Source organism: Pedobacter sp. PF22-3 (genome assembly GCF_026239555.1).
Taxonomy (GTDB): domain Bacteria; phylum Bacteroidota; class Bacteroidia; order Sphingobacteriales; family Sphingobacteriaceae; genus Pedobacter.
Map to the genome: position 1 here is coordinate 95,120 of NZ_JAPIVP010000009.1, position 15,596 is coordinate 110,715.

11 protein-coding genes are annotated in these 15,596 nt (G+C 38.7%); 3 read left to right on the forward strand and 8 right to left on the reverse strand.

Features of this window, described 5'->3' with window-relative positions; all coding sequences use genetic code 11:
* Positions 1–660 precede the first annotated feature (660 nt).
* Together OQX63_RS13160 and OQX63_RS13165 are read right to left on the reverse strand one after the other, a co-directional pair.
* A complete protein-coding gene (locus tag OQX63_RS13160) occupies positions 661–3,123 on the reverse strand; it encodes a TonB-dependent receptor (protein WP_265851325.1) in 2,463 nt (820 codons plus the stop codon).
* 287 nt (positions 3,124–3,410) lie between these two features.
* Positions 3,411–5,801 carry an ABC transporter permease gene (locus OQX63_RS13165; RefSeq protein ID WP_265851326.1) on the reverse strand — a complete coding sequence of 797 codons (2,391 nt, stop codon included), beginning with the start codon at positions 5,799–5,801 and terminating at the stop codon, positions 3,411–3,413.
* Positions 5,802–6,167: 366 nt separating this feature from the next.
* On the opposite strand from OQX63_RS13165, the gene OQX63_RS13170 reads away from it, so the two are divergent.
* Positions 6,168–6,626: a MaoC family dehydratase gene (locus OQX63_RS13170; protein ID WP_265851327.1), complete on the forward strand. Its 459-nt coding sequence runs from the start codon at positions 6,168–6,170 to the stop codon at positions 6,624–6,626.
* Positions 6,627–6,789: 163 nt separating this feature from the next.
* A complete protein-coding gene (locus tag OQX63_RS13175; RefSeq protein ID WP_265851328.1) occupies positions 6,790–7,023 on the forward strand; it encodes a hypothetical protein in 234 nt (77 codons plus the stop codon).
* 356 nt (positions 7,024–7,379) lie between these two features.
* On the opposite strand, the gene OQX63_RS13180 is transcribed toward OQX63_RS13175, so the two are convergent.
* The 6 genes from OQX63_RS13180 to OQX63_RS13205 form a co-directional block, all read right to left on the reverse strand.
* A complete protein-coding gene (locus OQX63_RS13180) occupies positions 7,380–7,766 on the reverse strand; it encodes a hypothetical protein (RefSeq protein ID WP_265851329.1) in 387 nt (128 codons plus the stop codon).
* A gap of 220 nt (positions 7,767–7,986) precedes the next feature.
* The gene (locus tag OQX63_RS13185; protein ID WP_265851330.1) at positions 7,987–8,703 is read right to left on the reverse strand and encodes a DUF92 domain-containing protein; all 717 of its coding nucleotides are present in this window, start codon (positions 8,701–8,703) and stop codon (positions 7,987–7,989) included.
* Between the two features lie 119 nt (positions 8,704–8,822).
* Positions 8,823–9,521 carry a DUF1826 domain-containing protein gene (locus OQX63_RS13190; protein ID WP_265851331.1) on the reverse strand — a complete coding sequence of 233 codons (699 nt, stop codon included), beginning with the start codon at positions 9,519–9,521 and terminating at the stop codon, positions 8,823–8,825.
* Between the two features lie 213 nt (positions 9,522–9,734).
* A complete protein-coding gene (locus OQX63_RS13195; protein ID WP_265851332.1) occupies positions 9,735–10,337 on the reverse strand; it encodes a DNA alkylation repair protein in 603 nt (200 codons plus the stop codon).
* 385 nt (positions 10,338–10,722) lie between these two features.
* Positions 10,723–11,409, reverse strand: coding sequence for a DUF421 domain-containing protein (locus OQX63_RS13200; RefSeq protein ID WP_265851333.1), 687 nt, complete (start codon positions 11,407–11,409; stop codon positions 10,723–10,725).
* 1,054 nt (positions 11,410–12,463) lie between these two features.
* Positions 12,464–14,071, reverse strand: a complete 1,608-nt coding sequence (locus tag OQX63_RS13205; RefSeq protein ID WP_265851334.1) for a DUF6377 domain-containing protein — start codon at positions 14,069–14,071, stop codon at positions 12,464–12,466.
* Between the two features lie 288 nt (positions 14,072–14,359).
* On the opposite strand from OQX63_RS13205, the gene OQX63_RS13210 reads away from it, so the two are divergent.
* Positions 14,360–15,463, forward strand: coding sequence for a glycoside hydrolase family 43 protein (locus tag OQX63_RS13210; protein ID WP_265851335.1), 1,104 nt, complete (start codon positions 14,360–14,362; stop codon positions 15,461–15,463).
* Positions 15,464–15,596: the final 133 nt, after the last annotated feature.

The window sequence follows — 15,596 nt, forward strand, 5'->3', positions numbered from 1 at the left end:
GTTAAATTTATTATTTGGAGCGCAAGGCTTGTACAAAACAATATGTTTCTTCCCGTTTTCCGCTTATACGCTTCGCTGCCTCGTGCCTCGTTGCTGCAGGGTAACGCTGCAACCGGGGCTAAATGGCCAATGCAGCATTTCATTTGTGTGGTTGGCAGGGTGCACAAACCCCTGTTTCTAAACCTGATTGAGCGGAATAGCCCGGAGCGCAGCGAGGACTATTAGCGAAAGCGGGACTAGCGCCCGCCAAGGACCACTGTATGCCCATTTCCAAAAACCTTGACGAATACATTTAATTATTTAAAGCGCAGGGCCAGTACAAAAAACAAAGTTCCCTCCCATTTTCCGCTTATACGCTTCGCTGCCTCGTGCCTCGTTGCTGCAGGGTAACGCTGCAACCGGGGCTAAATGGCCAATGCAGCATTTCATTTGTGTGGTTGGCAGGGTGCATAAACCCCAGTTCCTAAACCTGATTGAGCGGAATAGCCCGGAACGTAGCGAGGACTATAAGCGAAAGCAGGACTAGCGCCCTCCAAGAACCACTAACGTTCATTTTCAAATAACCTGCATTCCATTAAAAGATTGCTTCCCTGAAGAATTGGGGCAGACTGTGTTTCATCTTCGCAATGATGAAAAAAGATGACCAATAATTTTCTGCTCTTAAATTGGAATAATCACTTTGAAACTTAAGTTCCTACCCATATTGTAAATCCCCGACCGGCCATTGGGCGAGCGATTATAATATTCGAAATATTTCAACCTGTTTAGATTAGACTGATAAGCAATATTGAAAATATTATCTGCCTGAAGGAAAATATCACAGATGGTTCTCCCTTTTTTTGTTTTTAGCGTTGATCCTATTCCACCATTAATTAAGGTATAGCCCGCAGTATAGCTTTCTGTATTGTCTAGCGCATAAAATCTGTCCTGATCGGCGAAAAAGGCTGCATCTATTTTAATATAAGGTTTATCAAAAATGCCCATAGATTTTTGCGCTGTTGCCTTAATCTCTGTTCTCACTTGCAAAGGCGGAATAAAAGGCAGGTATTTGGCTTCGTTACCCTGCTGATCCAATAGTTCCCGGTTTTGATTCAATCCTACGGTATAAGCCAAACTATTATTGAAACTTAACCATTTTAAAGCTGTGGGATGCAAATTAATTGAAATTTCTGCACCATATAACCTGGCTTTTGATTGTTGGTACTGATAAGTGAGATTTCCGGGAACAATAACCACCGGATTCCCATTGGCATCGGTTAAGCGCGATTGATAAATATAATTTTGGATATTATTGTTAAACAGTTCTATACTGATATCGGCATCTTTTAAATAGGCAATAATGCCAATATCTTGCTGAAGGTTAAATTCTGGTTTAAATGTTCTGTTCCCTAAATAAACAATGTGCGCACCCGGATCTAGTCCGTTCGAACCGATTTCTGTAATATTTGGAGCCCTGTAACCTCTTGCAATATTGGCCTTAATCAAAAACTTTTCTGAAATATTGTAAGTTAAGCCCAAACTGCCAGATAAACCATAATAGTTTTTATGAAATGATGGAAACTGCAATTTTCCTGTAGGATCATTTGCGCTTACTTGCTTATTAAAGCCAGTTTGCACATTGGTACCTACATAAAAATTATCCCAATTGATATTTCTTCTGTCGATCCTGATTCCTCCGGAAACATCTATCTTACCCATTGATTTTTTTGCGAAATAAAATGCACCGACATCAAAGAGGTTATAATCAGGAATGGGAAAATCGGTGGCTGCCTTACTCCTGTTTGCCTGGTACATGCCATTAAGCCCAACAGTACTTTCTATACCTGCAAAATCGGGCAGGTTATATTTAAGATCATAATTAAAGGTGTTCAACACCACGTAAAGTCCGGCCTGGCTTGCCAAAGTAGGGTGATTATATTCTCTCCTTACACTCTGTTGCCCTCCAATTAAAAGATTTAAATCGCTGGTTCCGAATTTAAACTGACTGGTATTGTAAAACCGGTAATGTTGAATGTGTTGATGTAAGGGGTTAATGGTATAGGTATTCAGATCGCTTTCTGTCACAATGGGTCTGTTTTTGATATCGTCTCCATCATCCAAAACCTGTTTGGTAAATCTTCTTGATAAAGAATCTCTACTGCCATCAGGAATTTCCATTAAATTATCATAATACGTAATGGCTGTTTTAGAAAAACCCCAGGTTTTATCTAATCTGGCGCTGGCAGATAAATTGTATTCTCTAAAAGCGGTTCCATAAACCAATCCATCAATTTTATTCCGATAATTATGTGCTGTTTTACCCGTTGCTCTAAAGGTATATTTCCAGTCATTTTTAATGTAGGCCAATCCGATCGACGATCCGATCATTCCATTGTTACTCTGGTAATTTGTTGTAAAATCACCTTTCAATTTTCCATCTTCAAAATTTGGTGTGTAAGGGATCATATTAATTACGCCTGCTAAAGCATCAGAGCCATAGGTTAAACTTGCAGGGCCTTTTACAACCTCGGCCCTGGTAATGGCGTATTCATCTACCTCAATTCCATGTTCATCGCCCCATTGCTGCCCCTCTTGCCTTAACCCATCATACAAAGTTAACACACGGTTATAGCCTAAGCCCCTTATAAAGGGTTTAGAAACATTAGGACCAGTAGTAACTGCGGTAATGCCAGGTACACCTTTCACAATAGCTTCTATTAAGTTGGTATTTACGTTTTGGTCCATCATTTTTTTAGACAGTACGGCAATGGGCACAGGACTTTTTCGTAACTGCGTGGCACGGTTTACGCCAGTAATTACCACATCATTTAAATCGGAAGCTAAACTTAATAATTCGGCATTAACCGTTACTGTATCTCCTTTTAGGGCTACCCTCACTTTTTTGGATTGATAACCAATGCCTGAAAAAAGGAGATCACAATTTTCAAAAGGGATTCCATTTAACTGATATCTACCTGAACTGCTTGATTTTGTTGAAATTTTAGTCCCCCATACTTTAATGTTGATATTTTCAAGCGGTTCGTTCTTGGAAGTTATTACTCCGCTAATGATTACCTTTTGGGCTATGGCATTTAGGGATACAATAAGACAGAAACAATAAATTGATAAGAATTTTGCCAACATAAAATGATTTATCTAAATATAATTTTAGACAAATCTAAATTTTAATTTAAATATATCAAATAAAATATTTAGACAATATTTTACACACTTAAAATCAGCTTATTAAGAAACAAAAAAGCGAGTAGAGAAAATGTTAAATGAATTTAAGGCTTAATCTCAAACGTTAACTTAGCGCCTTCAGCATTAAAGGTAATTGCAGACGTGAATAAAATTACAGTACATCAGGATAATGGAAAGCGTTTTAGTTGGGCTTCCGGTTTCTGTTACGAAACTATTTTGATTTTAACTTATTCATATTTTAATGCATCTACAGCGTTAGCTTTAGCTGCTCGGTACGATCTAAAACTTACAGTAACCATTGTTAAAAGCATTGATGCCATCATTGCAAATAAGAATGGCCATACACTTAGAGAAGTGCGATAAGCAAAGCCAGATAGCCATTTATTTGCCAAAATATAGGCTAAGGGCCAAGCCACGAGGTTTGCTATAAAAACCATTTTAACAAAAGATCCATTAAGCATTTTTATAAGTTCGATAGTGGTAGCACCTAAAACCTTTCTGATTGCCATTTCGCGTGTACGCTGTATGGCAACGTAAGATATTAATCCAAAAAGGCCAATAAAAGAAATAAACATAATTATAAAGGCAAAAATCTTAAACAAAAGTCCCGTAATCCTTTCAGACTCATAATATCCGTTAATATCGTCATCTATAAATTTTGCTGAATACACTTCATCCGGAAAACTATTTTTCCACGTGGTTTCGATGTTTTTCATCGCATCAACAAGCTGTTTACGATTAAGCTTGACAGCCATACTATAATAGTGCTTTTTCTCCTGATAGAAAACCATGGGCGAAATTTTCTCCTGAAGCGATCGGTCATTAAAATCTTTTATTACCCCAACAATTGGCCCTGTTCTTCCATTTTGCGAAATTACTTTGCCCAGCGCAAGCTGAGCATTCGAAATTCCTATTTTTTTGACAAAGGTCTCGTTGGCGATGTAAGCATTTGCCGTATCACTTTTCACGTAAACCTTACCGGCCACAAACTGAAGTCCAAACAAATCAAAATAGTGTTCATCGTTTATAGAAAGCCGCACTTCAAAGTCTTTATTCTCACGGCCATCTACATAAAAATTGGTAGTATTCATCAGACCCGAAAGTGGTGGCCGCATAAAATAACTCTGCATTTCCACACCAGGTATGTGTAACAGTTTTTCTCTGAACATTTGCTGTTTGGTCAGGCTGGCACTATCTCCTGGAAAATTGATCAGCACAATCGCATCCTTTTTAAAACCAAGGGGTTTTTCCCTTACATATTGCATTTGCCTCACTACTACAACCGTAGCAATTATCAGCACAATAGTAATGGCAAACTGCACTACAATCAGCACCATGCGAAGGTTAAAATTTCCAGACTTGATGCGCACTTTATTTTTAATGGCTAAAGCAGGACTAAAACCTGAAATAATCATTGCCGGATAAAATCCTGCAAGAAAGCTTACAGTTAGCACCATAAAAAACAGAAAAACAAGAATTACAGGGCTTGCAAAAAGAGAAAGATTGAGCTGCCCTTTAAAAAGGCTGGCCAACTGAGGTAATAATAATTCTGAAAATATACAGGCCAACAGCATGGAAATAGTAGCAATTGCAGCAGTCTCCATTAAAAATTGAAGCACAAGCTGTTTGCGCATTGCGCCCATCACTTTGCGTACGCCTACCTCTTTTGAACGGCTTAGTGACTGAGCCGTGGCCAGATTAATAAAGTTAATACATGCTGTGACCATTAAAAAGAGTCCGATAATGGCCAAACTGTATACTTCTTTTTTGGTAATAGCGGTATCAGCAAAATTATTGTAACGTTCACTAAAATGTACATCAGCTAAAGGCTGTAAGCGACTCTTTTGATTGCCTGCTAATTTTTTCTGTTTTAAGTATTTATTATTTAACCTTTCTAACGACTGTTCTAATAATGGCATGGAAGCGCCTTTTTTCAGGAGCACAAAACACTCATTATATGAACTTACCGAATCCCAGTCCTGGTTTTTACTTCCAGTAAAAGTTGGAAAACTGATCATAATATCCATTGGAATACTGGTATTTTGTGGTAAATCAGCAAATACACCGACAACGGTTAGGGGGATAGAATTCCAGAAAGTAAAACTTTTACCAATAGCAAGCTGGGCAGAACCAAAAAGGGTTCTGGCAGTTTTTTCAGATAGCACTACAGTATTAGGCTGGGAAAGCGATTGCCCCGCCTGACCAAAAAGCCATTTTACCGATAATATATCAAACAGATCAGATTCGGTAAAGTATACATCACGAACTGCTTTAAAAAGTTCAGTACCATCATGATTCTTAACCATCACCACGCCACTATTGCGCGAAATTCTTGCTATTTTCTCTATTCCTTCTAACTCTTGTTTAGCAGCAGGAGCAAACGGTATGGGCACACCTGCAGAATAATCATCAAAATTATTGTATTTCCAATCGGTTACAAACCTATATATCCGATCTGTATTTTTAAAGTGTTTATCATAACTTAATTGAAACCTGATAAATATGAAGATCAAAATGCAACTTGTCATCCCGATAGACAGACCAAGTACGTTAATCAAGGTGTATGATCTGTTCCTAACCAGATTTCTAATAGCAATTTTCAGGTTTAATCTAAACATAGACTTAAATTTTGGCAAACAACTCCATTCTTATGCCAAATATAGATATGCGGTTTGAAACGCAGAAAGCGCAAATGAAATACAATTACTGTTCAGAAACGAACAATACTGTACGCAAGCGGACAGTAAATTTAATAACTCTATAAACTCTATAAAATGCTTTATAAGCTATATCTATCTGATTATAAAAGACCTGCAATAATCAAACTAAAATCAGTAGAATTTCATTTAAATTTTTGACGATATATCGCAGTAAACATGGTTATTTATGGCTAATATTGTCACAGAAAAGTAAATGAAACTATAATACTAAAGGATTGTTGTGCTTTAATAATTTAAACAATATTAATTTTATAATCAGAATATATGTTGGTGATCAATAACTTTGAAGAGTACGAATCATATCTTGGTAAAGAACTAGGTGTTTCGCAATGGCATACTATAGACCAAGGACAGATCAATAAATTTGCTGATGCAACTTTGGACCATCAATGGATACACACCGATCCAGAAAAGGCTAAAAATGAAGGCCCCTTTAAGGCCACAATTGCACATGGCTATCTAACATTATCCTTAATTCCTTATTTATGGAAACAGATTGCGGATGTGCGTAATATTAAAATGGAAATTAATTATGGTATTGAGCGTTTTAAATTTGGCCAGGCTGTTTTAGTGGATAATGAAGTGCAGCTAAAAGCTAAATTAATGAGTATTAGTAATTTGAGGGGAATAACCAAAGTAACCATCCAGGCTACGCTTGTAATTAAAGACCAACCGAAGCCAGCTTATGTAGGTGACGTGGTATTTTTATATCATTTTATATAGATGCTAAGGTGATCTGGCAAATTGAAGACCATCATTTTTTTATTTTCCTATTAACTTAACGCGATAGGCGCCCGATACGGTTTCTTAATTGTTACATTGGTCTGGAAATAATTCGGCTGACCAGGCGTTAATTTAAATAGATAAGATTATTAAATATTGACATATGGAAAACATCATCACCCCTACCCAATTAATCATCAACCACGCGAATAACGGTAATAAAGCTACTTTAAAAATTGGTAGTAAATTTCAATGGGATCCTAAACATGCATCAAAAGAAACGCCTTCTTTTGATTCTTTTAAAAGCGAAATCGAAAAATTTTACGAATATAAATTGGTATTTGGTTATGAAGGTGCTGTTGGTCAGAGTATTTATATGGTAACCGGTGTGAAATAAACTACATCAATCAGTTCTGAAGTATTATTAAGGATTGACCAGTCCTGATAAAATAGATTAGTTCAATGAAAATGTATCGAAATGATGCTTAAAATATAAAAAGCCCGGATATCCATCCGGGCTTTTTTATCAACTAACCTAAACTTATAAATACTAACCAAATATTTACATCGCAAAACTAAATATCGATTATTAATGTAGTGTTAAATATTTATGATCTGTTATGGCAACTTGATCCTTAGTCATTACTGAAACCGGTGCCAGGCTTATTTTTTGTGCCATCAGTATTAATTGTTTATTTCATCCTGATATGCCCGGCCTTTAAGGAAATCAATAATTTGAAAACCTCAAAACGGTTATTTTGCAGCCCTGGTTGCCTTATCAAATGATAATACCAGGTTCTTTTGGTCAACCTGCTTTAAAGGCACTTCATGTACCTTTTTGCCCAGGCCAGTTGTAAAATAAACATCAGCTTTGATGGTCTCCCCTTTTTTAACACCATCATCAAATAAAGCAATACCAAAAAGGGTGCTGTCTACTTTTGATGATGCCGTAACGCTCACTGTACCTAAAGCATACTTACCATTATTCTTCAAGGTAATAACACCCTGTTTATAAGTGTAACTCACTCCTTTCAGCGTTTCCAGGTAGGTTTTATTCTTACTGGTGATAGGTTGATAGGTTTGCGCATAGCCTGAAAATCCACAGGCTGCCAGCATTGAAACAAAAATGATTTTTTTCATGATCTTATAAGAACTAAACAATAAATAAATATCGCAAAAAAAGCTTGTTAAAAACAAATTTTGATCATGATAAATGAAGGAGTTAAAAACTAAGCAATAAAGATATAAACATACTGACATTCAGCGCATTTATGGCATTTTGAACTTAATAACAATGAGTTATTTTTATATCATCATCTGCATTGATTTTATACCGTATCGTTTTGGATCAGATCTGTTTCTAAATCAAAACAATTTCCATCACTAAAATCACCAGCGCTGCTATAAATGTATTCAAAAAATTAACCATGTTATTGCCGATAATACCTTTGCGCTCCAATACAGCGCCCAGTACAGAATCAGTCAGATTACCCACCGTACCTGCAATAATAATAAAGCAAAAATTCATATTCCATCGATATCCCAGGGCATAAATAGCAGCGATGATAACACTACCTAAAACACCAATTAACGTTCCTTCCAAACTGATCACACCATCGCTCCCACAACGATCGGGTTTAAAGGAAATGATATTAAAGAAACGCTTTCCATAAACCATGCCCAGCTCGGATGACAGGGTATCTGCAGTAGCAGCGGCGAAAGCCGCCGCCATTGCCGGAAGCAATAAATAAGTAAGTGCAGGATAAAATAAAATCACTACAGCTGCAATACCAGCAACCCCGGCATTAGCCAGTACCTGCAGTGCCGTGCGGCCATTTTTAGTTTCCGATATTGCGGCCGCATCCTGCTTTTTACGCCGCTGCCAGGAAGTAGCCGCAGAACCCAAAATAAAAAATGTAGTCATCATGGCAATGCCTGTATAACCAGTTGCAAAATAAATCAAAGAAGCCAATATAGCGCCGGTAAAAGCAGCTATAACAGTCAGCTTTTTCGCCAGGATACTGTAAGCCATGCCAGCCATAATAATGACAGGCAAAAAGATGACGCTATTGAACATGTGACAAATATATGCGAATGATATGGATGAAAAGCACCAAGCAAGATTTTGGATTTTAAGTGGTCATGAAAATGAACAGCCATTTATCCAATACATCACCCTAAATTTAACTAAACCCTTTAGCAGATGAGCAGCAACCTATACTCCCCATCCTTTTCAATAGGTGCACGATGGATACAGGGTAAACACTGTTGATCAGGATGATCTACTGCCAGCCTCCACAAGTGGCCCAACCCCAGTTTTACTGGTACTGCACCTGGCTTAGCCTGATAATGCAGATCAAAATAGTTCTCCGTCAAAAAACTTTCAAATTCCTCCTTCGGACCATCATACAGTTCTTTAAGCTGCTGCCGGATCTGTGGTACCAGCACTTTTTGTTCAGCCTGGTGATTGCCTAAAATTTCACTATCAGCACCATAATACGTACATAAGAATGTATCGGTACCAATGGGCGATCGGTCTACGTGAAAAGAATATACATCTGTTGAAATGAAATCCAATTCTTCATCACGCTCGTAACTTTTAATTAAATTCAGCGAGGGTGATGCGCCGGCATCCGTTAATAGCTGAAAATCGCTCAGAATAATTTCCCTGGCTATATGCCCTTTTTCTGAAAGCTCGAGTGCCTGGAGATCTTCCATTGAAACTTCGGTTAAATTTGCTTTTAATTCGAGTTTAGATACAATTTCCTTAAAATCGCCCATTAGTGTTCTCTGCCAGCAAGCTGCGTTTACCTCTCCCTTAAAAACAGTATCCATCAGATGAGAAAAAGTAGAAACCACCGCCACCTGTGCACGATCCGAAAATTTGTTTTCCATTTTATAAGCCAACCATTTGGTCATCATTCGCCACAAAAATAACAAATAGCGCAGACGTTAATGAAGATGAGCTTTTTTTATTCATAATAAAGACAATTCGCTTTTTACCTATTGCTTTCAGTTGTAATCGAACAATAATCCTACTCGTGTCTACAGCATGTTTATATTTTCATCTGAAAATCAATCCAAGTCTTCCCATTCAACAGCTGGAATTCACTTTCCCAGCGCCAGCTGACGGGTAAATGCAACTTTTTTGTCGGTCAAATCCCAGGTCGAAAGCTCATCCAGTACTTCCTGCTGATGTTTTTTGCTGATATCACGAAGGGCATTGCCAACTGATTTCCTCAGGTATTCACTATCGTCTGATTTATTTACACTGATCAGCGTAATGGCAATATGCGGATGATCTTTAAAATAAGGGCGGCCCGTCCAGATGCGAAGCCCTTCTGTAATTGCTCTTTTCACATTCGGATGAGGATCTGAAAGCCATTTTTTAATAACAGGAAGACTCTCACCGTAACCTATAACTTTGCAATATTGATCAAAAGCTTTTGCCAGCATTTCCTGCACCCGCCAGTTTTGATCTTCTGCCACCCGTGTCTTTAGGATCTGAAGCGCTTCAGGATGGGTTGGCGAAAGTTCCCCTAAAATATAGGTAGCCAGCATCCTTACCTGGTAACTGTTGTCGGCAAGAAACTTAAGCGCAAGGTCAAAATGCGGCGTTCCCTGATCTGCCAAAATCTGGTCGCCGGCTGCTATGATATGCTTAAAGCCATGTTCAATTTTTTTAATTTGATCAATAATTGATGGTATCATCCTGGTGATATAAGTATCTTTTATTGTTTTACAGTTTCAAACTTTGACCTGGCACATCTGCAGTTTTATCCAGGTATTACAGTCCGATCTATTGTGCTCTAAATATACAATGTTCAATTTATATGGCTTAAATATTGAACAGCAATTTATGCAGCTATGATTTTTATCTGATGCATAATTACACTAAAAAAGAATATATGGCTGTGCACTTCGTTCAATAACTCCTCCCCAAGTATCTCGTTAGGGGTTAATAGCAGCGCAATGTTTCCTGTTCCGGATTCCGAACTGCTAAAAAATAATCTTAACATGGAATATACCAAGCGAGACTTTTAAAATGTAAGATACAAGCATTAAGAAATCCTGAGCCGGTTTACCGGTGAAAGTGCTATTTAATACGCTTATCGCTAATTGCGGCTACCCATTCCTCTTTGTTACAACGGCTGCAAGGCTGTTGGCGCACTAAGTGCAAAACTTCTGCACAATGTGTGCAGGCATAAAGTCCGGGTTCAGCAATCACTTTCGATTTCTTATTGTATAGTTTTGGATAGATGGGCAAGCCCGGTTTTACCCCTTGATCGTCAAAAAAAAGAAAACTGACCTGGCCGTTGGTTTCGAGCAATGCCGTTCTCACCTGGCCAACATGTTCAATGCCCTGTACCCTCATTTCAGCAAAAAATTCATCCTGTGCAAAGTTCGCATCTCCTTCTTCACTCATCGTAAACCTGCCATTTTCAACAATATACATCGGTATACCTTCCAGGATGTTCTCTACTTTCTGGTACTTGGCCGCAAAAAAAGTAATAATCCTGTAAACCAATAGAATGACAAAAAAAACCAGTACTGATGGAATGATGGCCGATTCACCGTTCAACATGGGGTCGCCGGCGGCGCTACCAAGCGCAATAATAATGGCCACCTCGAAGATACTGAGCTGCCGAACGCCTTTTTTACCGGTAGACCGCAGGAATATCAGTACCAGGGCAAACATAATAACGGTACGCATGCCAATTTCGAACGCAATTGTGAGGTCAAGATCATTTAGAAATATGTTTTTCCAGTCGAAGGGAGTCATAATAATCGATTAAGTTTTAGGTTGGATTTAGTAATGTTTTAATCACTTTTTATACTGGGCACTTTTAAAAAATGATCTTATTGAATGTAAAATGTGACGGCCATTAAGCTATCATAACTCAATGGTTATGCACTCTTCCTCTTAACATGAAATGGCCGGAAAGGTTTACGCATTGTTATTAAAAGCATTTGAATTTGCAAAAAAACACTTTTAACAATGGATATTTCTAAAAATTGCTTTCATTTCTGTTGAAAATGATGGAAGCCCGGCTTTAAAATCCCGATCAGATCAGGTTTATTTCTAAACCGATCTGGTGTTATGAATGAATATGATGTTCGTGAAAAGACTTAGCTATAGCTAAGGATTTGGATTAGGTAATTGAAAAGTTAAAATGGTAGTGAAACAAAATGCATTGGCATAGATGTCACAAACCAAAAGATTCATTCTTATCAACAAGTCCCTTCCGCCCTGCAACCCAAATAGTTTTGCCGGCCGGGCCAACTAAACCTGACCGGAACGAAGACGAAGCAGAGCATAACAAAGCGAAGAGGTACTGTATTGAGCTATTAATACTTTACCTGATTTCCAAAGAGATGCATATCATTCGATTATTAACATATGGAGTCATCTTAATGATTTTTTTGATTCACCTGTTTCTAAGTAAATTTATTCTGGTTAGTATAAAACCGAATGATAAGTGTTTACGTATGTTTTAATGTAGGGGGTGAGAGTCCTACACAGGCGAAAGCTTGAGAGCGTTAATTTAGATTGAGGGGTTAATTATGGATATAATTAATCCCCTTTTTTTGGTACCGGAACTGGTATACACCAAATAAAAGCCCGGAAATTTTATTTCAGATAGGTTTGCTTTTATTAGCGGGTATCTGCCACAGAACTCACTATCTGTATCTCCATAGCATCATATTTGTCCGTATTAATTCAATACGGGTAAAAACCGCACTATTACACCGTCCAGCCAATAATCAGCACTATTTTTAGCCTTAATTTTAAATTGATCATCGATGTGGGCAAATATTTGGCAGTTCCAGCTTCATCAACGTTCATCTGTAAATTTAATTTCCATAATCTTTTGTTCAAACTGCTCCGGAGGCACCAGCGCTTTTGCTTTCATACGGGCTTTGTAGGTATAAACCGTATTTACCGTATAATCCAATATGCGGGCAATGGTTTCCGTATCAGTTACCCCTAAACGGATAAGCGCAAAAATACGTAGCGATGCGGTAAGCATTTCCCCTTCCTTTAGCTCAATCTGTTCGTCGGCTCTTAAAAGTGCATTAAATGAAGAAACGAAATTGGGGAAAAGGGTTAAAAAGACACTGTCCAGTGTACCAAACAACTGGATTTTCTCTTTTTGGATGTGTACATTTCCCAATACCTGGGTGGCATCCTGATATTTTCCTAATTTAATATTGTGCTGCGCTTTTCGTTTTACTTTATCGAGCGTTTCGATGTAGGAAGAACAGGTTTTAAAGAACAGGCCAATAAGTTCTTCCTTAATCCGTGATGATTCCCATAGCTTGCCATTTACATCTTCAAGTTCTGTATTCTTCTCTGTAATGATCAGATCGTTCTGTTCAATCCGGATCATCTGTTTGCGGAAAAGCACCAATTGAAAAAGCAAAACTATGGCCACCAGAATAAATAACACAATTCCAATCCAAAGCATTTCTTTTTCATGCTGTTTTTCCTCTATCAACCTGCTCGCAATGAGCGGCAGTACCGATTCTATCTGTGCTGCCCTGTTTCTGGTTCCATAGAAAGCGGCATTACCCAGCGCCTCCTGCATACACACATAAGCATCATCATTCCTGTTCATTTTAAACAATTCCTGCCCCAGTAAAAATATGGCAAAGGTTTCTTTTGTTGCCGAGCGGATATCGTTGATGGCCGCAAGTGTGAGTAACATTAATTTATCCTTACCTGAATAAGCATGACTAATTCTGGTGGCGATAATCGCAATCTGGTGCTCGGATAAATTGTGATTCAATAAATAGCGGTAATAAAATTCTGCATCTGGCTGCTTATTTTGCCCGGAACCCTGCAAAAAAGCAAGGTTAATGGTTTTTTCAAGCTCACCCGGATCAATCAAACTCCCCGCCTTTTCAAATTCTTTTCGGGCAGCCTTACGGTAGTCTGTGGCATAATATGCATCATTATTGTAAGCCGCAATTTCGTCGAAAAGCATGCCACGTAAATTCAGATAGTCATAATGAAATTTACCCGTCCCCCCAAGCGTATCTATTTCAGCAATGGTTTCAAAAGCCTCCTTATAAAAGCCAGACTTCACCAAAACTGTTGCCAGTCCCATCTGGCTTTGAATGAGGTATTGTTTATTGTTCAGCTTTTTTGAAAGCGCAACTAATTTATTGGCGTTTGTAATGGCAGAGTCGAAACGGAAAGAACTATACTCATTAAATAAGGCAGACAACAATCTGTACCGCTCCTGGTACCGGGGCGTTGTGATGGCCGCAAGCTGGTTACGCAGTCTGGCAATTTTTTCTTCTTTTTGCCTGATATAATTGTTTTCTGTTGAAAGTTCCAACCTAAGCACTTTCCATAAACTGTCTGCTTTTGAAGTTTGCGCCTGAACGGGAAAAATGTAAAAAAGCAGAATAATAATCGCAATAATTTTCTTTATCATCAATAATGCTGTTGGCCTGCGGCTCGATATATAAACATACAATAAATTATGATTTAAGCTAAATGCTGTTTCCATATCGTGTTTCAAAACCAGTCGCACAGCATTTATCTCCCCTGAACCCTGAAAAAAAGTCTTGATTTTAAAAGCATTATCAATTCATAAAGCGTTTTATTTCAGTCATTTAAAATCCATCTGGTTTTGATTTACATGGAAGTGGGTTTCAAATTGAAATGATAGCGTTTTTTGATCGCTACTTTTGGCTAACCAAATAACGATCATTTCAACTTTATGAGAAACAGATTTTTTATCCTGATGGCAGTAGGGCTTCCGCTCTTAACCACAGCCTGTCAGAAAACTTCTCAGGGAGATACGGTTCTCACCACACAGGGCACAGCAGTAAAGTATTTTCAGAATCCATTGCTCAATGGCGATCATGCGGATCCTTTTGTAACCCAGAAAGACGGAAACTATTATTTTTTGTCTACTAAAGGCAACCGTGTAGCCATCGCAAAAACAAAAGCCATGTCTCAACTCGCTGAAGCTACGGAAACCACGGTTTGGACCCCACCCGAAAATACCGATCACTCAGCCGACCTATGGGCGCCGGAGTTGCATTTTTTAGCGGGCAAATGGTATATTTATGTTGCCGCAGCACAAAAGGGTGTAGACGATAGTAACCGCATGTTTGTATTGGAAAATGAAAACGCCGATCCCACACAGGGTAGCTGGAATTTCAAAGGTAAAATTGCCGATGCGGCAAATGATCAGTGGGCGATAGATGGTTCTGTTGTTACAGTAGGCGGTAAAAACTATTTCGTCTGGTCGGGCTGGGAAAATCCAGCAGAGAAATATAAACAATATATTTACCTCGCGCCCATGTCTAATCCCTGGACCATCAGCGGACCGCGAATCAAAATCTCCTCACCAACAAACGACTGGGAAAAATGGGAACCCACTTTTCTTGGCGCAGGCGTAAACGAAGGACCGGTTATGCTACAACGCGACGCCAACAGCCCCTTATTTATTATTTTCTCGGCCAGCCGTTACAGCAGTGACAATTACTGCCTGGCACAAATCCAGTTGAAAACCGGCAGCGACCCGGCAGTTGCAGAAAACTGGATCAACAAAAAACAGGTATTTGTAAGGAGTGATAAAAATGCGGTTTACGGGCTCGGGCATAATGGTTTTTTCACCAGTAGCAACAGGGATGATAACGGCACGTTGAAAACCGAAAATTGGTTTATCTATCATGCACGCAGTATGCCAAATGATCCTGGTCAGGCCAGAACGACCAGAATGCAGCAACTTTCCTGGAAGGCAGATGGATCACCCGATTTCGGAACCGCCATCAGTACGGGGATCAAGCTTTCCTGTCCCATCAACGAACAATAGGCTAATGCATACCATCCGTTTTGTACTGTGCCGCTAAAGCGGCAAGAGGGATCCGTTTTGTCTTTTTTTTCTAAAACTCACTAACCAGATCTATAATTTATGACACCAAAAAAAGCTGTGGTCATCCAAAAGA